The sequence below is a fragment of the Paractinoplanes toevensis genome (assembly GCF_018332695.1).
In the GTDB taxonomy this organism is placed as follows: Bacteria; Actinomycetota; Actinomycetes; order Mycobacteriales; family Micromonosporaceae; genus Actinoplanes; species Actinoplanes toevensis.
Window position 1 is genome coordinate 59,453 of sequence record NZ_BOQN01000102.1, and the last position, 23,062, is coordinate 82,514.

The 23,062-nt window shown below is 71.4% G+C and carries 21 protein-coding genes and 1 pseudogene; 10 read left to right on the forward strand and 12 right to left on the reverse strand.

Annotated elements, in window-relative coordinates:
• The first annotated feature begins 5 nt into the window (after positions 1-5).
• Genes Ato02nite_RS38480 through Ato02nite_RS38495 form a run of 4 tightly spaced genes read left to right on the forward strand, consistent with a single transcriptional unit; the run spans position 6 to position 2,577 of the window.
• Complete coding sequence (locus Ato02nite_RS38480; RefSeq protein ID WP_246607940.1) at positions 6-1,409, forward strand: MFS transporter; 1,404 nt, start codon at positions 6-8, stop codon at positions 1,407-1,409.
• Between the two features lie 20 nt (positions 1,410-1,429).
• Positions 1,430-1,858, forward strand: coding sequence for a DUF6325 family protein (locus Ato02nite_RS38485; RefSeq protein ID WP_213011623.1), 429 nt, complete (start codon positions 1,430-1,432; stop codon positions 1,856-1,858).
• Between the two features lie 12 nt (positions 1,859-1,870).
• Positions 1,871-2,308 carry a DUF6325 family protein gene (locus Ato02nite_RS38490; protein WP_213011624.1) on the forward strand — a complete coding sequence of 146 codons (438 nt, stop codon included), beginning with the start codon at positions 1,871-1,873 and terminating at the stop codon, positions 2,306-2,308.
• 2 nt (positions 2,309-2,310) lie between these two features.
• A complete protein-coding gene (locus Ato02nite_RS38495; RefSeq protein WP_213011625.1) occupies positions 2,311-2,577 on the forward strand; it encodes an SHOCT domain-containing protein in 267 nt (88 codons plus the stop codon).
• 68 nt (positions 2,578-2,645) lie between these two features.
• Here Ato02nite_RS38495 and Ato02nite_RS38500 read toward each other — a convergent pair whose 3' ends face one another.
• Positions 2,646-3,506, reverse strand: a complete 861-nt coding sequence (locus Ato02nite_RS38500; protein ID WP_246607941.1) for a M48 family metallopeptidase — start codon at positions 3,504-3,506, stop codon at positions 2,646-2,648.
• A gap of 339 nt (positions 3,507-3,845) precedes the next feature.
• Here Ato02nite_RS38500 and Ato02nite_RS38505 point away from each other — a divergent pair, with 339 nt between their 5' ends.
• The 4 genes from Ato02nite_RS38505 (at position 3,846) to Ato02nite_RS38520 (ending at position 9,883) form a co-directional block, all read left to right on the forward strand.
• On the forward strand, positions 3,846-6,419 hold the full coding sequence (locus Ato02nite_RS38505) for a winged helix-turn-helix domain-containing protein (protein WP_246607942.1): 2,574 nt from the start codon (positions 3,846-3,848) through the stop codon (positions 6,417-6,419).
• An 85-nt stretch (positions 6,420-6,504) separates the two neighbouring features.
• On the forward strand, positions 6,505-7,086 hold the full coding sequence (locus Ato02nite_RS38510; protein ID WP_213011626.1) for an HdeD family acid-resistance protein: 582 nt from the start codon (positions 6,505-6,507) through the stop codon (positions 7,084-7,086).
• Position 7,087: 1 nt separating this feature from the next.
• On the forward strand, positions 7,088-9,016 hold the full coding sequence (locus Ato02nite_RS38515) for a phage holin family protein (protein WP_213011627.1): 1,929 nt from the start codon (positions 7,088-7,090) through the stop codon (positions 9,014-9,016).
• A gap of 27 nt (positions 9,017-9,043) precedes the next feature.
• Complete coding sequence (locus tag Ato02nite_RS38520) at positions 9,044-9,883, forward strand: class II glutamine amidotransferase (protein WP_213011628.1); 840 nt, start codon at positions 9,044-9,046, stop codon at positions 9,881-9,883.
• A 16-nt stretch (positions 9,884-9,899) separates the two neighbouring features.
• Here the strand turns inward: Ato02nite_RS38520 and Ato02nite_RS38525 are convergent, their stop codons facing one another.
• The 5 genes from Ato02nite_RS38525 to Ato02nite_RS38545 form a co-directional block, all read right to left on the reverse strand.
• Positions 9,900-10,313 carry an RDD family protein gene (locus Ato02nite_RS38525; protein ID WP_213011629.1) on the reverse strand — a complete coding sequence of 138 codons (414 nt, stop codon included), beginning with the start codon at positions 10,311-10,313 and terminating at the stop codon, positions 9,900-9,902.
• Positions 10,310-13,006, reverse strand: coding sequence for a cation-translocating P-type ATPase (locus Ato02nite_RS38530; protein ID WP_213011630.1), 2,697 nt, complete (start codon positions 13,004-13,006; stop codon positions 10,310-10,312). The genes Ato02nite_RS38525 and Ato02nite_RS38530 overlap by 4 nt, the downstream gene beginning before the upstream one ends.
• Positions 13,007-13,713: 707 nt before the next feature.
• Positions 13,714-14,196: a hypothetical protein gene (locus Ato02nite_RS38535; protein ID WP_213011631.1), complete on the reverse strand. Its 483-nt coding sequence runs from the start codon at positions 14,194-14,196 to the stop codon at positions 13,714-13,716.
• A gap of 4 nt (positions 14,197-14,200) precedes the next feature.
• On the reverse strand, positions 14,201-14,632 hold the full coding sequence (locus Ato02nite_RS38540; RefSeq protein ID WP_213011632.1) for a DUF7144 family membrane protein: 432 nt from the start codon (positions 14,630-14,632) through the stop codon (positions 14,201-14,203).
• Positions 14,632-15,132, reverse strand: a complete 501-nt coding sequence (locus Ato02nite_RS38545; RefSeq protein WP_213011633.1) for a DUF6069 family protein — start codon at positions 15,130-15,132, stop codon at positions 14,632-14,634. The genes Ato02nite_RS38540 and Ato02nite_RS38545 overlap by 1 nt, the downstream gene beginning before the upstream one ends.
• 149 nt (positions 15,133-15,281) lie before the next feature.
• Between Ato02nite_RS38545 and Ato02nite_RS53365 the strand changes: the two genes are divergently transcribed.
• Positions 15,282-15,632: a DUF7144 family membrane protein gene (locus Ato02nite_RS53365; RefSeq protein WP_438873104.1), complete on the forward strand. Its 351-nt coding sequence runs from the start codon at positions 15,282-15,284 to the stop codon at positions 15,630-15,632.
• Between the two features lie 60 nt (positions 15,633-15,692).
• Here the strand turns inward: Ato02nite_RS53365 and Ato02nite_RS38550 are convergent.
• The 4 genes and pseudogenes from Ato02nite_RS38550 to Ato02nite_RS38565 all read right to left on the reverse strand — a co-directional run.
• A pseudogene (locus Ato02nite_RS38550) lies at positions 15,693-16,427 on the reverse strand (YhjD/YihY/BrkB family envelope integrity protein); the annotation flags it as partial.
• A gap of 5 nt (positions 16,428-16,432) precedes the next feature.
• Positions 16,433-19,123: a winged helix-turn-helix domain-containing protein gene (locus Ato02nite_RS38555; protein ID WP_246607943.1), complete on the reverse strand. Its 2,691-nt coding sequence runs from the start codon at positions 19,121-19,123 to the stop codon at positions 16,433-16,435.
• Positions 19,124-19,343: 220 nt separating this feature from the next.
• Positions 19,344-19,826, reverse strand: a complete 483-nt coding sequence (locus Ato02nite_RS38560) for a hypothetical protein (protein ID WP_213011636.1) — start codon at positions 19,824-19,826, stop codon at positions 19,344-19,346.
• Complete coding sequence (locus Ato02nite_RS38565) at positions 19,823-20,368, reverse strand: hypothetical protein (RefSeq protein ID WP_213011637.1); 546 nt, start codon at positions 20,366-20,368, stop codon at positions 19,823-19,825. The genes Ato02nite_RS38560 and Ato02nite_RS38565 overlap by 4 nt, the downstream gene beginning before the upstream one ends.
• A gap of 160 nt (positions 20,369-20,528) precedes the next feature.
• Here Ato02nite_RS38565 and Ato02nite_RS38570 point away from each other — a divergent pair, with 160 nt between their 5' ends.
• Complete coding sequence (locus Ato02nite_RS38570; protein ID WP_213011638.1) at positions 20,529-21,068, forward strand: Rv1733c family protein; 540 nt, start codon at positions 20,529-20,531, stop codon at positions 21,066-21,068.
• A gap of 41 nt (positions 21,069-21,109) precedes the next feature.
• Here the strand turns inward: Ato02nite_RS38570 and Ato02nite_RS38575 are convergent, their stop codons facing one another.
• Positions 21,110-21,550, reverse strand: coding sequence for a hypothetical protein (locus tag Ato02nite_RS38575; protein ID WP_246607944.1), 441 nt, complete (start codon positions 21,548-21,550; stop codon positions 21,110-21,112).
• Positions 21,547-23,001, reverse strand: coding sequence for a glutamate/gamma-aminobutyrate antiporter GadC (gene gadC / locus Ato02nite_RS38580; RefSeq protein WP_246607945.1), 1,455 nt, complete (start codon positions 22,999-23,001; stop codon positions 21,547-21,549). The genes Ato02nite_RS38575 and gadC overlap by 4 nt, the downstream gene beginning before the upstream one ends.
• Positions 23,002-23,062 lie beyond the last annotated feature (61 nt).

Consider the following 23,062-nt stretch of genomic DNA (forward strand, 5'->3'; position numbering starts at 1 on the left):
ACCCCGTGACCGGAACCAGGTCCACGGGGGCCGCGGCGCGCACCATGGTGCTGCCGCTGGCCCTCGCCCAGTTCATCGCCAGCTACGCGGCGAGCAACATGAACGTCGCGATCAGCACGATCGCCGACGACCTCGGCACCACCGTCGGCGGCATCCAGACCACCATCACGTTCTTCACGCTCACCATGGCCGCCCTGATGATCCCCGGGAGCAAGCTGACCGACATCTGGGGGCGCAAGTTCTGCTTCAACCTCGGCCTGATCGTGTACGGCTCGGGCGCCCTGCTGGCCGCGGTGGCGCCGGGCCTCGGCGTGATGTTCGTCGGCTACTCGATCCTCGAGGGCATCGGCTCGGCCCTGATGATCCCGCCCATCTACATCCTGATCACGGTCGCCTTCGAGGACGTGGCCTCCCGGGGTAGGTACTTCGGGCTGGTCAGTGGCGCGGCCGGGCTGGGCTCGGCGTCCGGTCCGCTGATCGGTGGCCTGGTCACCAGCGCGTTCGGCTGGCGGGCCTCGTTCCTGCTCCAGTTCGCGGTGGTCGCGGTGATCCTGCTGCTGGGCCGCCGCATCGTCGAACCGGCGCGGACCGGGCCGGTGCCGGCGTTCGACCCGGGCGGGGCCGTGCTGTCCGCGGCCGGCCTGATCCTGCTGGTCTCCGGGATCCTGTTCGCCTCGACGTACGGCATGTTCTCCTGGCAGGTCTTCCTGCCGGTGCTGGCCGGCCTGGCCGTGCTGGCCCTGTTCCTGGCCTACCTCGGCCGGCGGGAACGGTCCGGCCGGGAGCCGCTGCTGTCGCCCCGGCTGTTCCGCAACCGCGTCTCCAACCTCGGCCTGGCCACCCAGCTGGTGCAGTGGCTGATCCTGCAGGGCTCGTTCTTCGTGATCTCGGTCTTCATCCAGCAGGTGCGCGGCTACGACGCCGTCCGTACCGGTCTGCTGCTCACCCCGGCCACCGTGGGCGTGCTGCTGGCCTCGGCGGTGGCCGGGCGGATGGCCCGGCGGCGGCCGCAGGCGCTGCTGGTCCGCTGGGGCTTCATGATCACCACGATCGGGATGATCCTGGTCCCGCTGCTGGTCCGGGCCGACTCGCCGGTGTGGACGTTCCTGCCCGGCCTGTTCCTGATGGGCTTCGGCGTCGGCGTGATGCTGACCGCCTCGGTCAACGTCGTGCAGTCCAGCTTCGGCGACGAGGACCAGGCCGACATCTCCGGGCTGTCCCGCAGCGTGTCCAACCTCGGCTCCTCGCTGGGCGTGGCGATCGCCGGATCGGTCCTGGTGGCCGCGGCCGACCCGGGCGGCGCGCCGTTCGCGATCGCCCTCGGCCTGCTCGCTGGGATCTCGCTGCTCGGCCTGCTGGCCGCCGCGTTCCTTCCCGCTCATCCGTCGCGGGTGATTCCCGGTGAGTGAGCGCGGCCCATGCTGAGGACATGGCACTGGGTCCGCTGGAACTCATCGTCCTGTCCTTCCCCGCGCCCCGCCTCAACGACGGCGTCATCGCGACGCTGGATCGACTGGGGAGCGCGCCCGGCGTACGGGTGGTCGACGTGCTCGTCGTCCGCACCGACGCGGTCGGTGGCGCCTGCGGGGTGGAGCTCAACGAGCTGCCCGGCCTGGGCGGCGACCCGGTGGCCCTGGCCAGCCTGGCCACCGGGCTGATCACCGATACCGACATCGACGAGGTCGGTGCGCTGGTCGACCACGAGACCGACGCCCTCGCCGTCCTCGTCCAGCACCTGTGGGTGAGCGACCTCGCCGAAGAGGTCTCCAGTACCGATGGCACCCTCCTGGCCCTGCTGCACATCCCGTCGGTCCAGGAGGTACGCGCGAACGCGCTGGCCGGCATCGCCGGAACATGAAGGAGAGGGTCGATGGACGACATTCGGGAGATGGGCCCGGTCGACTACCTGTGTGTGGAGTTCCCACCGGGCAGCCGCACCGGTGAGGGCCTGCCGATGCTGGCCGACCTGGTCGACCGGCACATCATCCGCATCCTCGACCTGCGCTTCCTGCGCAAGGGCCTGAACGGCACGGTGAGCGAACTGGACGGCACCCAGATCGGGGACGGGCTGGCCCTGTTCCAGGGCGCGTCCTCGGGGATGCTCGGCAACGACGACCTCGGCGAGGCGGCCGAAGCCCTCGTGCCGGGCAGCGCCGCGGTGCTGCTGGTCTACGAGAACACCTGGGCGGCGCCGCTCGCGACCACGCTGCGCCGGGCCGGCGCTCAGCTGGTGGCCGGCGGCCGGATTCCGGTACAGGCGATGCTCGCGGCGCTGGACGCCTCCGAGCCCGACTACGTGAGGAGCTGATGATGGGACTGCTCAGGGGAGTGGCCCGGACCGCGATGATCGCGGGTACCGCCACCGCGGTGTCGAACCGGGTGTCCCGCCGCCAGGCCGGCCGCTGGGCCCGGCAGGAGGAGGCCGACGCGTACGAGCAGCAGCCGCCGCCCGAGCCGCCGGCGGACGACCCGCAGGCCCGGATGGCCGCGTTGCAGCAGCTCGGTGAGCTGAAGGCGCAGGGCGTGCTCAGCGAGGCCGAGTTCCAGCAGGAGAAGTCGAGGATTCTGCAGACCTGATTCCGGGGGTAGGAGGCGTCGGCCGCCGATGGAGGGAGACCATCGGCGGCCGGCGTTGTTCCCGTGGTTCAGGCCTGCGCCTTGGCCTCGCTCACCTGCCGGTGCAGCAGGCCGAGCCGGAACAGGTGCTCGAGCCGGCGCACGGTGAACGGGTGCGACATCGGCAGTTGCGCCATCCCGGTCCAGAACCCGTGCAGCCGCTGCCCCTGCCGGAGAAGCTCGTCCACGTCGACGTCGTTCTCGACGTACCGGCCCGCGGTCAGCACGATCAGTCCGTTGGCGCCGGTCGGGCAGAGGTGGGCGCCGTGCCGGTCGCAGGAGTACTCGCGCAGCCGGGACAGCGCCGGGCCGAGCAGCGGGATGCGCTGCGAGTACCCCACCGAGAGCTGGTACCACAGCGAGACGTGGTGCAGCCGGATGTGGGCGAGCTCGTGGCCGAGGATGAACCGCAGCCCGTCCCGGTTGTTGTTGTACAGGTTCGCGAACAGCTCGTTGGAGAGCACCACGTAGTCGTGGCCGGTCGCCTGGGCTGCGAACGCGTTCAGCGCGCCGTTGCCGTTACCCAGATAGATCACCGGGCGGCGGCGCAGGCCGAGCCGGTGTGCGAACTCGTCCGCGGTCCGGTAGATGTCCGGGAACTGCCGCGGCGACAGCTCGACCGCGCCGCCGCGGACCGCCGCCCGCTGGGTCTCGCGCACGATGACCAGACCGGGAATGAGCAGGAGCAATCCGATGAAGGCCGAGCGGATCGCGGTGCCCCAGTCCGACTCGCGGACCGATTCCGGTACGAACGGCAGGGTCGCCGCGGCGTTCAGGATCGCCAGGATGATGAGGACGTTGAGCACCACCATGAAGACGAACAGCGGCACCTCGACCGGGTGGCGCAGCCGTCGCTCGGGCAGTGGTGGGGCACCGGTGGACCTCGTCACGACTCCTCCTTGCGGGTGGACACAGAGTGAGCATCGTCGTGAGGATCGCCCGCCGTGCGTGCTCGCGGCTTCATACCGGTGGGATGAGTCGGCAGCGACGCCCGGCAGCCAAGCTATGACACACGGTTGCGTTCCCGATAGGTAATGTGCTGGGCTGTCGGGCGGGTACGCAATTCACGCAGGACGACGAGAATGCATTGTCACTCGCGAGCCGTGGCGATTCCACAGAGGACCACGGCGAAATCGGCGGCGCGCGTGGCAGTCCGTGAAGGCGATCGTCGTCGCTCGGAGTTTTGCTCATGGCCGCCGGCGGGTCGCGACCGCGGGGGTGGTTATTGCGTGAGAGAGACCGGATGGATCACGTCACCGAGCCGGACGGGCCGCCCTGCGGTCCGGCAGTCCCTGGTGCCACGTCGCCGGCTGGGGGAGATGCTGGACGCCGGCGTCAGCCGGGCCGTGACGCTGGTCTGTGCCGGGCCGGGCTGGGGCAAGAGCACTCTGGTCGCCGCCTGGGCCGAGGACCGGGCCGCAACCGGGCGGGTCGGGTGGCTGGCGCTCAACTCCCGGCACAACGACCCGCGGGTGTTCTGGTCCGACGTCGTCGAGGCCCTGCGCCAGGCCGGTGCGGTGCCCTGCGGCTCCCCGCTCGACCGGCTGGACCTGCGGACCGGGGATCAGGCGGGAGCGCTCCGGTCCGGCCTGGACGCGCTGGACGTGCCGGTCGTGCTGGTGCTGGACGACTTCCACGAGGTGGACGACGTGCGGGTGATCGGCGGACTGTCGATGCTGCTGCACGACCCGCCGTCGTCGCTGCGCCTGGTCCTGGTGAGCCGCAGCGAGCCGAGCCTCCCGCTGCACCGGTTCCGCGCCGCCGGTGACCTCACCGAGATACGAGCCCGGCATCTCGCGTTCCGTGCTTCCGAAGCGGCCGAACTGCCGGTCGTGCGCCACCAGGGGCTGCCCGCCGAGCAGCTGGCCGAGCTGCTCGACCGCAGCGACGGCTGGGTGGTCGGCCTGCAGATGCTGGCCGGACAGACGCACGGCGAGGTCCGGGCCATCACCGATTACCTGTTTCGAGAGGTGGTGTCCGCGCTGCCGGCGAAGACGCGGACGTTCCTGCTGCACACCAGCATCACCGAGACGGTCTGCGGCCCGCTCGCCGACGCGCTGACCGGCGAGACGCACAGCCGTCGCATCCTCGAAGGGCTGGAGAACGCCAATGCGTTCGTCGCCCGCGACCCGGCGCGGCCCGGCTGGTTCCGCTACCACCCGCTGCTGCGCGAGGCACTGCACCACCAGCTCGCCCTCGACCGGCCCGGTGCCGAAGCGGAACTGCACCTGATCGCCGCCCAGTGGTACGCCCGGGAACAGTCGATCATGGACTCCCTGCGGCATGCCGCCGCCGCCCGTGCCTGGCACCTGCTCGGCCGGCTGTGTGTCGACCACGTCATCGTCACCGTCCTCTCCGGCGAGCGCGCCCGGTTGATCGACGTGCTGCGCCAGGTCCCCGTCGAGCGGTATGCGGACACCCCGGAACTGGCCCTGTGCGCGGCGGCCGTGCGCTACGACAGCGGCGACCGCACCGGTGCGGCCGGCATGCTCGCCCTGGTCCGGTCGCCGGCCGGGTTGAGCGTCGCCACCGGCCTGACGCTGCAGCTCATGGACGCCGGCCTGCGGTTCTGGCGGCCCGGCAACATGCCCCGGCTGGTCGGCGCGGCCACCGACACCCTCAAGGAGCTCAGCGCGCTCCGCCTCGATCAGCTGCCGTCGCTGCTGCACTACCGGGCCATCGCGCTCGACGAGAAGGGGTCCGGCCTGCTCTGGCTGGACGAACCCGACCACGCCGACCGCTACCTGTGGGCGGCCGCGACCGCCGCCCGCAGCGTCGGGGTCACGCTCATCGAGATCAGCGCCCTGGCGCATCTCGCGCTGCTGGTCTTTCTGCAGGGCTCGCTGCGCGAGGCGGCCGGCTTCGTGGTCGCCGCCCTGGAGTTGGCTCGCCGGCACGGCTTCGAGAGCTCCGCCCAGGCCGGACTGGCCAATCTCACCCTGGCCCTGATCGAGCTCGAGTACGACCGGGTGGCCGAGGCACAGGAGGCGCTGCGGCGCGGCCAGCACGCCGGCGGCGAGGAACCGTCCGCCGTGATGGCGGTCGTCACCGCGCTGGTGCGCGCCTATCTGCTGCTGTCGTCGGGCGAGCCGGCCGCGGCCCGCTCGCAGTTGCAGCAGGCGCGGGAGGAGGCGCCGCCGACCCTGGTCGCACCGCTGCTCGACCGCTGGCTGAGCCTGGCCGAGTCGGAGACCGACCTGGCTCTCGGCAGCCCGCGCGAGATCATCGCCCGCTACCGGCCGGCGCCGCCGCGCGGCACGCTCACCCAGGCCGAGCAGGTCTGCACCGCCCGGGCCCACCTCGCGGTGAGCAACCATCAGGAGGCCGAGGTGCTGCTGGCCCGGGTGCGGGAGGGCACCAACCACGTCGCGGCGGTGACGGCCTGGATCGCCACCGCGTTCGCGGCCGACGCCGAGGGGCACGGCAATCGATCGATCGACGCGCTGTCGCGGGCGGTGCAGGCCGCCGAGCGGGAGGGCATCCGCCGCCCGTTCCGCCGGTTCGACGCGCGCCGGATGAACGCCCTGCTGGACCGGCGGCGCTGGCTCGACGAGCAGGACCTGCCCACGGTCGGCGTGCTGGCCGAGGAGACGTCCGAGCCGGCGCCGTCCGAGGTGCTCAGCGAACGGGAGCGGGATGTGCTGCGATACCTCCCGACCGTGCTCACCGCGGGGGAGATCGCCGGCCATCTCAGCATCTCGATCAACACGGTGAAGGCGCACATGCGCTCGATCTACCGCAAGCTGGGCGCGGCCCGGCGGCGGGAGGCGGTGGTCCGGGCCCGCCAGATCGGCCTCATCTAGAAAGCCCTCACCCGACCGGGATGACGACCACGGGCGCCGCCGAGGCGTTTGCTGGTGCTCACCTCGTACCGGAAAGGGGAGGCCGATGGCCGACACCTCCGCACCCAGCCTGTGGAACACCGCGGTCGCCGAGACCCGAGAACAGCCGTTTCCCTGGTGGACGGTGCTGATCACCGGCCTGCTCGGTGTCGCGTTCGGGGTCGCCGTGCTGGTCTGGCCGGACATCAGCCTGCGGATCATGGCCGCGCTGGCCGGGATCTGGCTCTTCGTCGCCGGTGCCGCCCGGATCATCGGGGCGTTCCTGCCCGGCACCGGCGTCAGCATCGTGGGCCGGGTCCTGTCCGGCATCGTCGGCATCATCGTGCTGGTCGCCGGGATCATCTGTCTCCGCAACGTGGTCACCCGGCTGGTGCTGCTGGCGCTGCTCTTCGCGATCACCTGGATCCTCACCGGACTCAGCGCGGTGCTCATCGGGGTGCAGCGCGACGGCGGCGAGCGGATCGCCCTGATCCTGCTCGGTGTGCTGTCGCTGCTGGCCGGCACCGTCTTCGTCTTCACCCCGGGCCTGTCGCTGGCCACCCTGGTGATCCTGGCCGGGGTCAGCAGCCTCGTGGTGGGTGCCTCCGAGGTCGTCCTCGCCTTCATGCTGCGCCGGCGCCCGGCCTGACATGAAACTGCTGCCGCTCGGCTGGGTGGCGTTCGCCCTGACCGTTGCCCTGCTGCCCGGCCTGTCCGCGGACGACGGCTGGGCGGTCCTCGCCGCGGCCCTGCTGCTGGGCCTGCTCGGCATGGTGCTGCGGCCGGCCATCGCCGGCCTGATGGCGCGGATCGGCTGGGCGGGTGTGCTGGCCGGCTGGCTGCTGGCGCAGGCCGCGCTGGTGTACGCGGCCCTGGCGATCACCCCGGGGATGCACGTGGACGGGTTCTGGACCGCGTTCTGGGCGTCCTGGATCTACTCGGGGCTGATGAGCGCGGCACTCTGGCTGATCACCGCCGGGCGCACCGAGGCGGTCACCCGGCACCTGCTCTGGGTCAACCGCCGGTTCCGCCGCGAGGTGTCGCCCACCGCCGTGCCCGGCCTGGTGATCGTGCAGATCGACGGGCTCTCCGCGCCCCTCGCGCACTGGGCGGTCGAGGCCGGGAACCTGCCCACGCTGGGCCGGTGGCTGCGCTCCGGGAGCCACCTCCTCACCGAGTGGCACGCGCAGCTGCCGGCGACCACGCCGGCCAGCCAGGCGGGCCTGCTGCACGGCGCGAGCGACCGGGTTCCGGCGTTCCGATGGTACGAGAAACCGGCCGGCCGGCTGATCGTGACGAACCGGCCCGCCGACGCCGCCGAGGTCGAGGCCCGGTTCTCGGACGGCAAGGGGCTGCTGGCCGACGGCGGGGTGAGCGTCAGCAACGTGTTCTCCGGCGACGCGCCGACCAGCCTGCTCACCATGAGCACCGCCCGGGCGCGGCGCGGGCCGGCCCGCTATGTGAGCGCCTACCTGCTCGACCCGTTCGGGCTGACCCGCTCGCTGGTGCTGACCCTCGGCGAGGTGGTCAAGGAGCTCTACCAGGCCCGCCGGCAACGGCTGCGCCGGATCGAGCCGCGGATCCGCCGGGCACCCTCCTACGTGCTGCTGCGCGGCGTCACCAACGTGCTGCTCCGGCACCTGAACCTGGCGATCATGGCGGAGCACCTGATGCGCGGCGCCCCGGTGATCTACTGCGACTTCGTCGACTACGACGAGATCGCCCACCACGCCGGCCCGGCCCGGCCGGAGTCCCTGGCGGCGCTCGAGGGCATCGACGGCGTGCTCGCCAACCTGGAAGAGGTCGCGGCGGCCGCGCCCCGGCCGTACGAGTTCGTGGTGCTCTCCGACCACGGCCAGAGTCAGGGCGCCACGTTCCGCCAGCGGTACGGCATCGGCCTGGACGATCTGGTCCGCGGCACGGTCGTCGCACCGGCCACGGGCACCGTCGACGACGAGCAGAAGGGGCGGGCCGAAGCGCTGCGGGCCGGTCTGCTGCCGTCCGCCGCCGACTCGCCCGGCCACGGCGATGGCGAGCTGCGGCCGGAGCACGTGGTGCTCGCCTCCGGCAACCTCGGCCTGATCTACCTGGCCCGGCGGCCCGGCCGGCAGAGCATGGAACAGATCGAGGAGAACGACCCCGGGCTGCTCGACCGGCTCGTCGCCCACCCCGGCATCGGCTGGATCGCCGTACGCTCCGGGGCGGACGGCCCGGTCGTCCTCGGCCGGCATGGCCGGCACTACCTCGATGACGACCGCGTCGAGGGCGCCGACCCGCTGCTGGGCTTCGGCGACCGCGCCGCCGGCGACCTGCGCCGGCACGACCGTCTCGAGCACACCCCGGACATCCTGGTGAACAGCGTGTACGACCCGGTCACCGGCGAGGTCGCCGCGTTCGAGGAGCTTGTCGGCTGCCACGGCGGCCTCGGCGGGCCGCAGAACCGTCCCGTCCTCATCCACCCCCGGGCCTGGCCGGTCGGCGTGGAGCTGAACAGCGCCGACGCCGTGCACGCCCAGTTGCGCCAGTGGCGTTCATTCTCCCGGGATGAGGAGCACCCGGACCCTCGGCGCGCACCCTGACCTGGACTCCGAGCAAAGGGGACCGCCGTGTGCCGGTGGCTGGCCTATTCCGGAACGCCGATCGGGCTGGACGAACTGCTCTACAAGCCCCGCTATTCGCTGATCGACCAGAGCATGCACTCCCGGATGGGGGTGGAGACCACCAACGGCGACGGGGTCGGCGTCGGCTGGTACGGCCCCGACGACCAGCCCGCTCCCGCCCTGTTCCGCGGGGTCGGGCCGGCCTGGGGTGACGTCAACCTGCGCGAACTCGCCCGGGTCACCACGTCGGGGCTGTTCCTCGCGCACATCCGGGCCAGCACCGGCACTCCGGTGCAGCAGACCAACTGCCACCCGTTCCGCTACGGCCGCTGGCTGTGGTGCCACAACGGGGCGATCCGCGGCTTCCGCCGGCTGCGGCGGGACCTGCTGTTCGCAGTCGACCCGGAGCTGTTCCCGGGCGTGGCCGGTTCCACCGACTCCGAGCTGATGTTCCACCTCGCACTGACCTTCGGCCTGCGCGACGACCCGGTGAACGCGGTCGAGCGGATGGCCGGCTTCGTCGAGGCGGTGGCCCGCACCCACGGGATCGCAGACCCGTTGCAGATGACCGTCGGCACCACCGACGGGGACCGGGTGTGGGCGTTCCGCTACTCCAGCGAACGCCACAGCCGCACGCTGTACGTCAGCACGGCGGTGAGCGCCCTGCGCGCCCTCTACCCCGAGAACGAGCAGCTGAGCCGGGTGTCCGACGAGACCCGCATCGTCGTCTCCGAACCACTGGGCGAGCTCAAGGGCGCCTGGCAGCCGTTGCCCGAGTCCAGCTGGGGTGTCGTTCAGAAAGGAGCCGACGAGCTCGGCGCCTTCCACCCGAAGGACCCGTCGTGACCGACCTGGTGACCGCTCAATGACTGGCCCGGACCACCAAGGTCCGGGCCAGTTTGTCGTGGATGGCCTGGTGGCGGCGGTCGACGAGCAGCCACAGGGCGCCGATCGGGAAGTACGCCAGCAGCACGGCCCGCAGCAGCGCGGCGGACCAGCGGATCCGCCGGTTGCCGAGGCCGACCACCCGCAGGCCGAGGACGGCCATTCCCGGGGTACGCCCGGCGAGCGCCCAGAACGCCGCGCAGTACAGCGCGAACAGCCCGGGCAGGACCACCAGGTACGCGGCGGTCACCGCCCGGGCCAGGTCACGTGCCTCGCTGCCGACCACCGACGCCACCATGCCGAGCCCGGTTACGACGGCGGCCGCGGCCACCGCCACGACCAGGGCGTCCAGCACGTAGGCGAGCGTCCGGCTGACCGGGCCGCCGGTCACGCCGTGAGCCGGCGGCGCAGGACGACCTTGCGGAGCTCGGTGGCGACGATGACGGTCAGGGCCGAGCCGAGGCAGATCAGCCACTGCCCGGCGTTGAGGCTGGTCGTGCCGAGCAGCCGCTGCAGCAGGTCGAGCTGGGTGGCCAGGAAGATGGCGACGAGCGACATCCCGCTGGTGATCACGAAGCGGCGGTCGTTGAACGTCTCCAGGCTGAACACCGAGCGGGTGTCGCTGCGGACGGTGAACGAGAAGAACAGGTTCATGAAGGCGAACGCGGTGACGCCCATGGTGCGGCCGGTGTCGAGGTTCCACTCCCGGTCGGCCCACCAGATCACCAGCAGCGTGCTGATGCCCATGACCAGGCCGACGATGCTGAGCCAGCCGAGCGCGGACCGGCTGAGCAGCGGCTCGTCCGAGCGGCGCGGCCGCCGTTCCATGATGTCCGGGTCGCCCTTGCCGTAGCCGAGGCCGACCGACTGGAACACCTGCGTGGTGAAGTTCAGCCACAGCGTCTGCAGCGGCACGAACGGCACGCCGGCCGCGATGTTGAAGATGCTGGCGCTCAGGAACGTGACCACCATGCCGACGAGCACGCCCATCTGGAAGAAGATGTACTTCTTCAGGTTGTCGTAGAGCTCGCGGCCGAGCCGCACGGCCTTCACGATGGTCGCGAAGTCGTCGTCGGTGAGGATCATCGCGGCGGCTTCCTTGCTCACCTCGGTGCCGGTGATCCCCATCGCGATGCCGATGTCGGCCTTCTTCAGCGCCGGCGCGTCGTTCACCCCGTCGCCGGTCATCGCGACGATGTGGCCCTTGCGCTTGAGCACCTCGACGAGGCGCACCTTGTGCTCCGGGGTGACCCGGGCGATCACGCCGATGTCGTCGATCTGCTCGTCGGCCTGCGCGTCGGTCATCGCCGCGAAGTCGGCGCCGGTGATGACCCGGCCGCGGATGCCGAGCTTGCCGGCGATCGCGGCGGCGGTGACCGCGTGGTCCCCGGTGATCATGCGGACCTGGATGCCGGCCGCGTGTGCCTCGACGATCGCGGCCTTCGCCTGCGTCCGGGGCGGGTCGACGATGCCGACCAGGGCGAGCACGGTCAGGCCGTCGAGCGCGGCGAGCAGGTCACCGCCGGCGTCGAAGGCCGCCGGGTCGAAGTCCTTGCTGCCGGTGGCCATCACCCGCAGGCCCTGCGCGGCGAGCCGCTCGTTCTCGTCGAGATAGCGGGCGCGGAAATCCTCGTCGACCGTGCGCAGCGCGAGGTCGGGGCCGGGCACCCGGGCGGCGCGGGCGAGCAGCTGGTCGGGCGCGCCCTTGACGTACGCCCGGACCACCTCCCGGCCGTCCGTCGTGGTCATCCGGTGGAAGGTCGCCATCATCTTGTACGCGGCGTCGAACGGCAGCTCGGCCACCCGCGGGTAGCGTTCCCGGGTGGCGGCCACGTCGATGCCGCCCTTCTCGGCCAGCACCACCAGGGCACCCTCGGTCGGGTCGCCGATCATCGTGCCGTCGCGCACCACAGCGTCGGCGGCCAGGGCCATCGGCAGCAGGAAGTCGTCGAGCGGCACGTCCGGCTGCCCGGCCACCCGCTTGATGGTCCCGTCGGTGGAGTAGCCGCTGCCCGAGACGACGTACCGCCGGCCCGGGATGGTCATCTCGGTGGCGGTCATCTGATTGAGCGTCAGCGTGCCGGTCTTGTCGGAGTTGATCGCCGAGGTGGACCCGAGCGTCTCGGTGGAGCGCAGCCGCTTCACGATCGCGTTGGCCTTGGCCAGCGTGGTGGTGCCGAGCGACAGGATCGTGGTGACCACCGCGGGCAGGCCGGTCGGGATGGCCGAGATGGCGAACGCGATGGCCGCCGTGAAGACCACGTTGAACTCGTTGCCCCGGGCCAGGTTGATGATCACCGACGCGAGCAGGGCGATGCCGGAGATCACCAGGATCTGGTTGGTGAGCTTGCCGAGCTGCCGGGTCAGCGGCGTGTCGTCCTGCTTCTCGCTCTGCAGCATGCCGGAGATGTGACCGACCTCGGTGGCCATCCCGGTCGCGGTGACCAGCAGTTCGCCGGCGCCCCGGGTGACGTTGGTGTTCATGTAGGCCATGTCGGCCCGGTCGCCCAGGTCGGTCTCGATGACGCCGATCGGCTCGACGCTCTTGCTGACCGGCAGACTCTCGCCGGTCAGCGCCGACTCGTCGATCTCCAGGGTGGCGGCCCGCAGCAGCCGCCCGTCCGCCGGCACCAGGTCACCGGCCTCGAGCAGCACGACGTCACCGGGCACGAGTTCCTCGGCGGGCAGCTCGACGAGGGTGCCGTCGCGGCGGACCTTGGCCTTGACGATCATCATCTTCTGCAGGGCGCCGATCGCGGCCGCCGCCTTGCCCTCCTGGTGCAGGCCCAGGGCCGCGTTCAGCAGGGTGAGCGCGATCAGCAGAATGCCGGTGCCCCACTGCTTGAGCGGGACCATGCTGCCGATGCCGGCCGCCAGCAGCACGATCTGCATCGGATCGGCGAACTGCCGGACGAAGGACCGCCACCACGGCTCCTTGCGGCCCTCGGTGAACTTGTTGGGGCCGTGCTTCTCGCGTCTTCGATCGGCCTCGGCACTGCTCAGGCCGGACTGCTGGTCGACCTGCTCGGCCTGTAGCGCCTCGTCGACCGACAGGACATGGAAGGGTGGGGTCAGGGTGTCCATCGGCTTCTCCTGCTCATCGAAAGGCGCGGCCGGGTCGCACGTCCCGGCCGCGCCCGCGGGCTGCATCAGCGGCGGCGCCGGGTCACCCGGCGAGCCGTTCTCCTGCTGGTGCGCCGGGCCACCCGGCGGGATCCGAACATGTCCACACCTCCTTGACCTCGGCTGATGCTCACCCTTCGGGCGCACAGCCCGCCTCATCCGAGGAGGGTGAGGAAGGTCGCGCTCTTTTTCCGGTACGCGAGACAACGTCCACAAACGCACCAGCACCCGACCGCCGAGCCGGCGCGACCGCAGTGCAACACCGGCACGTGCCGCGCCTCTCGCGCAACCGGTTGCGCTGCTCACCCATACGCGCGGACCCGAGCGGCCAGCTTTGCGCGCCAGCAAGTCCAGATCTTGAAGAAGTACGGCACCCAGCGGGTGGAAACTCGACAGAGTCGCCACGGGCCGCCCGGTTGCTGCCGGATATAAGCGGCATGCCCGGGTGCCGTGGCCACGATGTGGAAGCGTCGCCCGCAAGGTGGGAGCAAAGGCCCGCGATGCGGGATACCGGCCGGCCCTGCGGGGTGGGTGTCTCGTTGCGCGAGAGACGCGGCACGTGCCGGTGTTGCAGGCTGGTCGCGGGGTGGCGGCGGTCGGAGGCGGTTGCGGTTGTTGACGGTGTTGCCCGTACCGGAAAGGCCTTGATCGTTTGATCTGGTGAGGTGTCAGTGGAGCAGGATCTTGAGGAGGATCATCGCGGCGCCGAACGTGCCGGCGATCAGCGTGGCCACCACGCGCTCGGCGGGGTGCAGCCGGGCGCCCATCCGCCAGCCGGCCAGGCAGAGCAGGACGGTGCTGCAGATCAGGGCGGCCAGGATGGCGAGGTTCATCCCGGCGCCGGCGGCCCGCGCGATCAGCAGGACGATCAGCGGCAGCACCGAGGCGCTCATGATCTCCCACCCGCTGGTGAGCTGCTCGCGGATCACGTGCCACCGTGGCCGGTGTCCCTCGTGGATCCGCTCGGCGACGATCCGCGCGTACCGTTCGGCCACCCAGTAGATGGCCAGCGTCACCAGCACGATCGCGTCGAGCGCGGCCGCGGTCCGGGCGTGCGCCGTGACCAGCACCGACGAGCTCACGATGAGTCCGTAGATGCCGGCCGCGGTGCCCTCGGCGGTGTCGTGCGTCAGGCGGATCCGCACGGCCACGGCGTCACTCCCGCCGGGGCCGGAGCAGCTTGGCCTCGGCGCCGTGCACCGCGATGGCGTAGATGGCGATCAGGTCGAGCGAGATGGCGAGCACCGACCAGATCGGGTACGCGGGCAGGAAGGCGAGGTTGATGAACGCGTTGACGGCGGTGACGACCAGGGCGATCAGCCGGGCCCAGGTGTGGCCGAACAGGAGGGCGTAACCGGCGCCGATCAGCAGCGCGCCGAACGCGACGAGGGTCCAGCCCCAGATCGTGTAGTCCGTGCCGATCGGCAGCCCGGCCGCGGTGACCAGGTAGAAGTCGTCGTCGAACAGGGCCACCAGGCCCTGGATCAGGCCGATCAGTCCGCTGATGATCATCACGATGCCGATGAACAAGATCCACCCGATCCATCTGGTGAGGCCGCCGCCGGAGCGCGCCGCGTGCTGGGCCATCACCGGTAGGGCGGCGGCGGAGCCGGCCGCATCGAGGGGGCCGCCAGGACCGGGCGCAGTGCGCTCTTCGCGACACCGGCGACCAGCGTGCCGATCGCAATACCCAGCACGAGGTTGAGTCCGGCGGTGTAGAACCGGGATCCCCGCGACGCGTCGGTGACGAACGGCGCCAGCATGGCGGCCACCGTCGCCAGCCCGATCACCCAGCCGAAGAATCGCATCGGCCGGGGCGTGGTGAGGATGAGCAGCTGGACGAGGCCGGTGGCGAGCAGCGCGGCCACGCCGGCGCCGACCGCGTACCAGCCGGTGGAGGCATCGCCCCAGACGCCCTCACCCTTGGGGGCGAGGATCTCGACGTCGAAGATGCCGCGTCCGAACAGGATGCCGCAGATCGCGATGAGGGCGGCCACCGCGGCGGTGGCGGCGCCGCCGGCCCACAGCCGGCCGGTGTTGAGTGCTGGCCGCGGGGGAGACCCCGCGGGCCGGTAGGGGGTGGTCATGGGGTCGAGCATCGCGAGATGCCGATGGACCGACCTCATCCGAGTGGGATGAACGCTCCCGAACCCTCGCGGGCGACGCTGGACGCATGATTGTGGAGAAAAGCGAGGCGAGCGCCTGGGTGGCGTGGGTCCTGTTCGGTGGGCTGATCATGGTGCTGCTCGGCGGCGCGCACATCACGGTCGGGACGCTCGCGCTGTTCCGTCCCGAGGCCCTCGCGGGCACCCGCTCAGACCTGCTGCTCGACGTAGGCCTGTCCGCTCTGGGGTGGGTGCACCTGCTGCTGGGGATCGCCCTGATGGTGGTCGGTGGCGCCCTGATCTTCGGGCGGGTCTGGGCCCGGTTCACCGCGATCGGGCTGGCCCTCGTGGCCCTGCTGATCAATTTCGCCTTCGTGGCGGTCTATCCGGTCTGGTCGGTGATCGCCATCGGCTTCAGCCTGGTCTCGCTGTACGCGGTGGCGGTGCACGGCAAGGAACTGACCGCCGCGTATCGCCACTGACAGCCGGGTCTCGCCGCGGATCATCCGGCCGGCCGGCCCGGGGTCCGCGGCGAGCACCTGGCCGATCACCGCCGCCGCGATCAGGCAGAACGAGATGACGTACAGCCAGCCGATGTAGGTGAAGGCCAAGCCGATCGTGCCGTACCGCTCGTCGCTGGCGCGCAGGGCGCGCGGCAGGTACAGGTGCCCGGCCGGCCGTACGAACAGCATGGCCACCCCGAAGACGAGCCCGCCGGGGATCAGCCGGCGGGCCGGCACGGCGCCGCCGAGCAGCATCATCGGCAGCGTCACGGCGATCACGGTGTCGGCCACCAGCAGGGCCGCCTGCGGCAGCGGGATGTGCCCGCTGAGCTTGCTGATGATCGCGAACGCGCTCAGCATGAGCACGGTGACCACCCAGCGGGCGGCCGCGCCCACCCCGGACCGCACCTTGCCCACGTCCCACACCGCGGCGTAGGTGCGCACCATGGCCCGGGCCAGCCCGGTCGCCGAGACCAGCACGATCAGGCCGCTCACCACGCCGAACGGGCTGATCCCCTGATCGGTGAGTGCCTCGGTGAGCAGTCGCCGGGAGGTCTCCGGCAGGTCCAGCGAGTCCGCGAGCCCGGCGCTGTACTTGGTGCCGAGCAGCGTGCCGAGCATGATCAGCAGTGGGAAGATAGAGGTGAAGGCCTGTGCGGCCAGGGTCATGGCCCGGTCGAAGATCTGCACCCGCAGCACACCGGTGAAGCAGTGCAGCACGGTTCGGCCGAACCACGACGCCAGCAACCACCCGGGCAGGGCGGGGGGCCGCATCGGACCTAGATGAGGCCGAGTGCGCGGGCCCGCCGCACCGCCTCGTTGCGCCGCGACGCGGAGAGTTTCCGCAGGATGCTGCGTACGTGCGTCTTGACCGTGTTCACCGAGACGTACAGGGTGGCGGCGATCTCCTCGGTCGGCAGCATCGCCGCCATTCCCTCCAGCACCTCCATCTCACGCTTGCTGAGCTGCTCGAACACCACGATGGCCCCGCCCGAGTTCAGGGCCGGCCGGTCGATGGCCGGCGCACCCTGCAACTGGCGGTACAGCGCGGCCAGCTCGTCGTCGTCGCGCAGCACCCGGCGCAGATCGGCCCATACCTGCTGGACCGCACGCCGCTGCGATTCCGGGGTGGCCGCCCGCAGCGCCTGCCGCAGCGCGGCGCGGGCGTCGTCGAGCTCGCCCCGCCGGGCCGCGACCGTGGCCAGCACCAACCATGCCTCCAGACTGACCGGTGCGGCGACCCCCGCCGCGCCGGCCAGCGGTTGCACGATCTCGTGGGCCTGGTCGGTGTCGCCACCGGCGGTGAGCGCGGCGGCGGTGACGACGGCCGCGTCGTCGGCGCCCGGGTCGGCCAGGCCGGCCAGGATCTCGATGGCCTCGTCCGGCCGGCCCATGATGATGAGCAGGCGGGCCCTGGTCAGGGTCAGCTGCCGGGTGAGCCAGGCCGGTGCGGCCAGACCGCCGGGCGCCGGCGCCGCGTCCCCGAGCGCGGTGAGTGCGCTGCGCAGCTCGCCGCGTGCCTGCAGGCGGCGGGAGCGGATCAGCGCGAACGCGGCGTGGATCATTCCGTCGGCCGGCGGGATCCGGCGCGGGTCGGCGGCCCGCAGGTGGCGGCCGGCGGTGTCGATGTCGTACCGCTCCATCGCCACCCAGGCGAGTGCCAGTTCCGCGCCGACCGGCCGGTTGGCCGGGTCGAGCCCGAGTCGATCGGCCAGCTCGGTGGCCTGGTCGGCCAGCTTCTCGGCGTGCCGTAGCCGGCCGCGGTGCGCCTCGATCAGGGCCAGGTGGGACAGTGCCCCGATGTGCACCTGGTCGAAAGTGCCGGTGGCCGCGTTGGCCGCCTCGGTGAGGGTGACCGCCGCCGCGTCGACCGCGCCGAGCCGGCTCTGCGCGTCGCCCTTGGCTCCGAGGACCAGCACCCGCAGCTCGCGGTGCCGGTCGGCATGGATGGCCGGCATCTGCGAGAGCAGGTCCTCGGCGGCGGAGGCCGCGTGCAGTACGCCGGCGATGTCGTCCCGCAGCCGGGCCAGCACCACGCCGGTGACCAGATGGGCCAGCGCCAGCGCGGGGGTGTACCCGGTGGTCCGGCTGATCATCAGTTCCTCGGCCCGGTCCAGGTGGGCGGCCGCCGTGTCGACGTCCCGGACGGACAGGGCCAGCGCGGCGGCGGCGACCGCGCCCTCGGGACTGTCCACATCGGGTGACGCGATGGACAGGTGCTCGCCGATCCGGCCTCGCCGGCCCTCCACCAGCAGTCGCCCGACCGCGAAGTCCTCCACCACGATCGCGGCGGCCATCGCCCCGTCGCCGGCGGCGACGGCGTGCGCGACCGCCTCGATCGCCTGCCCGGTGCCGGCGAACCAGCTGGCCGCGCGCCGGTGCAGCTCCGGGATCAGATCCGGCGCTTCCCGGCTGAGTTGGGCCTGCAGCAGCTCCGCGAACAGGCGATGGCATCGGTACGCGGAGAGCCCGTCGCCGGCCGGCTGCACGAAGGCGTTCTGCCGGCACAGTGCGGCCAGCAGCCACTGTGCGTCGGACCGCTGCGTGACGGCGCCGGCCAGTTCCGGCGTGAAGGTGTCCAGGATGCTGGTCTCCAGCAGGAAGGTCCGCACGTGCGGAGGCTGGATGCGCAGCACCTCGTCGACGAAGTACTCGGCGATGGTGGCCTCGTTGCCGGTGATCGTGGCGACCAGGCTCTCGGCGTCGCCGCTGTCCTTCAGGGCCATGGCGAACAGCCGCAGCCCGGCGGCCCAGCCCTCGGTGTGCTGCAGCAGGGAGGCCGTCGCGCCCCGGCTCAGCGGCAGACGGTGCAGGGCGAGAAGCTCGGTGGCCTCCTCGGCGGTGAAGGCGAGGTCCTCGCTGCGGATCTCCTCGAGGCGGCCGGCGAGTCGATAGCGATGCAGCGGCAGCGGCGGGTCCCATCGGCCCACCAGCACGAGCCGCAGCATGCGGCCGGTATGTCGGAGCACGAACTCGAGATCGGTGGCCCACTGCTGACCGGCCAGGTTGGACACCCCGTCGAGCACCAGCACGACGGGTGCGGGCTGTTCGGCCAGGGCGGCGGCCAGGCGGACCAGGAACGAGCGCTCGGCCGTCGCGCCGGGTGGCGCGGTCAGCGAAGCCGAGATCTCCACGCCGGCCCGCCGGAGCGCTCCGAGGAGGTAGGCCCACATCGTGTCGGACTGCCGGTCCTCCTCCTCGAGGGTCACCCACGCGATCGGATAGCCGGGTTTGCCGTCGGCGGCCCAGGCCGCGACGAGCTGAGTCTTGCCGGCGCCGGCGGGGCCGACCACCAGGGTCACCGGCTCACGGACCCCACGAGCCAGGCGTTCGGTCAGGCGGGGCCGGGCGACCAGGAAACTGGGTGGTTCCGGCATGGCGAACTTTGATTGCAGCAACGGATCGCCGCCGGTGGCACGGGACTCGACCGGGGTCGAGAGCGGTGCCGGGATGACGAGCTCAGCTGTCACAATGCTCCCTCCGCAGGCACGGGCTTCGAATGACTGGATCATCGTGGTCCGGGGCAACGGCGTTTCGCATCGTCCGAAACGGATTAAGCGCTGAGTAACCCTGTCACTACGCGAAGCCAATCAGGCTCGCAGCCGTTGACATGTTTCTATTCGTATGCGGTACGGAAAATGTGCCCGGACCCCCGCGGCGACTTTTCATCCGCGGGGGAGGATCCGCCGGTCAGAGCGGTTCGCGATGCAGCACCCGGGCGGTCAGCCGGTCCACGGCCTCGTCGCCGGCCGTTGCGCCGCTGCGGATCCGGCCGATCAGCTCGTCGACCATCGTGTCGCGCTGACCGCGGACGAGGGCCTGGATCCGGTCCGGCTCCTGCTCCAGCATCGACAGCACGTCGTCGAGGATGCCCCGGACCAGGGGCCGCAGCACCCGTTCCAGCTGGGCATCGACCATCCGGTCCACGACGGCCGAGGTGGCGAGCGCGACGACCGCCGTGTCCAGCGCCTGCGCGGCCCGATGCTGCGCCCTGGCCCGTTCGGTGGCGCCGCGCCCGGCCAGGTCGGTCAGCCGCTGCCGGGTCGACGCGGTGGAGGTGACCACCGTGTGCGTGACGCTGAACCGCAGCGCGGCCAGGGCCAGATCGGTGGCGTCGACGGCCTGGAAGGCGGCGCCCACCATCGCGTCGCGTAGTCGGCCGAACTGGTTCACGACGGTGCCGAGGCGGCGTTCTCCAGCTCGTCGAGCTGGGCCGCCTCCTCCGCCGTGACCAGGCCGATGCCGACCAGGTCGAGCGGGCTCACGAAGCCGTCGGCGAGCCGGAATCCGCCGGCCCGGGCGATGGCGTCGCGCAGCGGCACCGCCCACTGGTGCTCGATCAGCAGCAGGGCGGCGGCACTGTCGTCGGGGATCTCGGCGAGCACGTCCCAAGCCTGACCGTCGTCGAAGATGCGGACGCCGTCGGCCGCCGCGACCGCGCCGAGCGCGGCGCCCATCTCCAGCCCCTCCTCACCCGCGATGCCGAGACCGACCAGCGCGCCCACCTTGCTGCCCAGCTCGACGGCCTCGTCGGGGGTCAGGTTGCTGAGGTGCTCGACCTCGATCTCACCCTTCGGGTCCTTGTAGACGGCGAGCGCGTCGATCACCCGGATCTCGTCGCTCGCGCGAAGCCGCTCCAACTCGGCGATCACCTCGCCGTGGAAGTCGGGGTGCGTGAAGCCCAGCACGATGAGCTGGACGGGTCCGATGGCCATCGGTCTCGCTCCTTTCGCGGGCCCGGGCGGGCCACCGTCGAACCGTCCCGCCGGATGCCGGTTGATCACCTCATCCGGTCGGGGTGACCCGCCCCCCCGGCCCGAACATCACTCCGCCGAGATGAAGTCCCGGGCCGGCCGGCGCACGATCCTCGGTCTCATGCGACGTTTGGCTGCGCGTCTGTGCTGGGGCTGGAATCCGTTGCGCCGCCGGGAGGACCGGATCGAGGGCTGGCTCAACGTGGTGCTGCTCCTCCTGCTGGCCGTGGTGGGCAGCTCGCTGGCCGGGCACGCCGCCCGGACCTCCTATCGGGAGCAGGCCCGGGTGAGCGCCTGGGAGAGGCAGCACCGTTTCGAGGTGTGGGCCGTGCTGCTGTCGGCGCCGTCGCCGGCGGCGGCCGCCCGGTGGAAGGCGCCGGACGGCACGCCGCGCACCGGCGCGCTGATCGTCGGCCCGGAGATGCAGACCGGTGCGTGGGTGACGATCTGGGTGGACGAGAAGGGGACGGTGGCCGCTCCGCCGACCCGCCGCAGCCCGGTGACCGCGGCGGTGGAGATGGCCGTCGCCGTGGTGCTCGCGCTGGCCCTGGGCCTGCTGGCGATCCGCTTCCTGGGCCGCTTCCTGCTGGACCGGCGGCGGATGCGGGACTGGCAGCGGGAGTGGCTCGAGGTGGGCCCGCGCTGGTCCAGATACCGATGAGCCCGGCGTCCACGCCGGGCTCATCGACATCGTGCTGAGGGTCACGCCACGTCGGCCAGCTTCAGGTCGTCGGCGATCTCCTGGAGTTTCGCCAGCTGGTCCGGGCAGTAGATCTTCATGATCAGCAGCTGTCCGTGGAGCACGTTGTTGTCGGCGATGACCGGCCGCTGTCCCGGTCCGGCCGCTCCGTTGGTCAGCTGCCCGTAGAGGATGCCCTTGTTGAGCGCGCTCGCCGGGTCGGCGCAGACCGCGCCGCCGTCGTTGCCGAGCACCCCCACGATCTGGTTGGTGGACGGCGCCCGGATGCCCGCCGAGGCGAGCGCGGCGGACAGCTGGGCCGCCTTGTCCAGGGATTCGTCGCTCTCCTTGTTGGTGTGGAAGATCGCCACGCCGGTGCCGGCCATCAGCAGGAAGATGATGCCCAGCACCCAGTAGGTGATCCGGCGCTCACGATGCGGGTCGTTCACCGTCACGACGCTCACGACGCCGCCACCTCCTCCTCCGGTTGAGCGGTCTTCCAGGACGGCTTGCGGAAGCGGAAGAAGAGGTACGGCACGAGCAGGCCGAGCCCGAGCGCGCCGCCCGCGACGATCCCCACGTACACCCCGACGTCGCCGCTCCCGAACTGCGACGGCGGGATGAAGCCGATCAGCAGGGCGGCGAGGGAGGCGGCGAAGCCGACTCCGCACAGGCCGACCAGCATCGGCGCCCGGTAACCGCGCGGATGATCCGGCTGGGTGCGCCGCAACCGAACGGCCGCCACGAACATCAGCAGGTAGACGATCAGGTACACCTGCGTGGTGATCACCGAGAAGATCCAGTACACACTGGACACGTCCGGGATGAACGCGTACGCCAGCGCGATCACCGTCGTGACCAGGCCCTGAGTGACCAGGATGTTCTGCTGCACGCCCCGCCTGTTCAGCTTCTGCAGGAACGGCGGCAGGTAGCCCTCCTGGCGCGAGATCATCAGCAGGCCCTTGGAGGGGCCGGCCAGCCAGGTGAGCATGCCGCCGAGCGACGCCGCGACCAGCATGATCCCGACGATCGGGGTCAGCCACTGCGATCCGAACTGGGCGAACATGGCGTCGAACGCCTGCATCACGCCCGCGGTCAGCGACAACTGATCGGCCGGGACCACCCAGCTGATGGCCAGGGCCGGCAGGATGAAGATCAGCAGGACCAGGCCCATGGACAGGAACATCGACTTCGGGAACTCCTTGCCCGGGTTCTTCAGCGAGCCCACGTGCACCGCGTTCATCTCCATGCCGGAGTACGACAGGAAGTTGTTGACGATCAGCACGAGACTGGCCAGCCCGGCCCAGGCCGGCAGCAGATTGCCCGCCGTCATCGGCGCCGCCGACTCGTTGCCCTGGCCGAGGAAGACGGTGCCGAGCAGCACCAGGACGACGCCCGGGATCAGCGTCCCGATGATCAGGCCGCCGCTGGCGAGCCCGGCCACCGAGCCGGTGCCGCGCGAGGAGACCCAGACGCCGGACCAGTAGCAGACCATGATCACGATCGCCGTCCAGATCCCGCTCGACGCCAGGTCCGGATTGATGACGTACGCGAGGGTGCTGGCGACGAAGCCCAGCAGGCTCGGGTAGTAGAAGATCGTCATCGCGAACTGGCACCAGACCGCGAGGAAGCCCATCGGCTTCGACAGACCCTGGCTGACCCAGTTGTAGACGCCACCGGTCCAGCCGGACGCCAGCTCGGCGGAGACCAGCGAGGTCGGCAGCAGGAAGACGATGGCCGGCACGATGTAGAGGAAGATGCAGGCCAGGCCATAGACGGCCATGGTCGGTGCGGCACGCAGGCTGGCCACCGAGCTGGTGGTCATCAGCGCCAGCGCGATCCAGGAGATGTAGTGGACGGGCCGCGGCCGCGGTGCGGCCGGCGACCGTTGTGCGGGCACATCCTTCGTGCTCACGCCGGACTCCCTCCCTCAGCGGGTTGTCCGGGGAATCATCAGCGGCGATCTACCGGGGCGG

Bases quoted from the DNA above. Each gene is read 5' to 3' on its own strand.
- Ato02nite_RS38565 (WP_213011637.1), bottom strand. From the start codon at position 20,368: ATGGCCATCGGACCCGTCCAGCTCATCGTGCTGGGCTTCACGCACCCC.
- Ato02nite_RS38545 (WP_213011633.1), bottom strand. From the start codon at position 15,132: ATGACCACCCCCTACCGGCCCGCGGGGTCTCCCCCGCGGCCAGCACTC.
- Ato02nite_RS53365 (WP_438873104.1), top strand. From the start codon at position 15,282: ATGGTGCTGCTCGGCGGCGCGCACATCACGGTCGGGACGCTCGCGCTG.
- Ato02nite_RS38530 (WP_213011630.1), bottom strand. From the start codon at position 13,006: ATGGACACCCTGACCCCACCCTTCCATGTCCTGTCGGTCGACGAGGCG.
- Ato02nite_RS38495 (WP_213011625.1), top strand. From the start codon at position 2,311: ATGGGACTGCTCAGGGGAGTGGCCCGGACCGCGATGATCGCGGGTACC.
- Ato02nite_RS38540 (WP_213011632.1), bottom strand. From the start codon at position 14,632: ATGGCCCAGCACGCGGCGCGCTCCGGCGGCGGCCTCACCAGATGGATC.
- Ato02nite_RS38510 (WP_213011626.1), top strand. From the start codon at position 6,505: ATGGCCGACACCTCCGCACCCAGCCTGTGGAACACCGCGGTCGCCGAG.
- Ato02nite_RS38485 (WP_213011623.1), top strand. From the start codon at position 1,430: ATGGCACTGGGTCCGCTGGAACTCATCGTCCTGTCCTTCCCCGCGCCC.
- Ato02nite_RS38490 (WP_213011624.1), top strand. From the start codon at position 1,871: ATGGACGACATTCGGGAGATGGGCCCGGTCGACTACCTGTGTGTGGAG.
- Ato02nite_RS38515 (WP_213011627.1), top strand. From the start codon at position 7,088: ATGAAACTGCTGCCGCTCGGCTGGGTGGCGTTCGCCCTGACCGTTGCC.
- Ato02nite_RS38570 (WP_213011638.1), top strand. From the start codon at position 20,529: ATGCGACGTTTGGCTGCGCGTCTGTGCTGGGGCTGGAATCCGTTGCGC.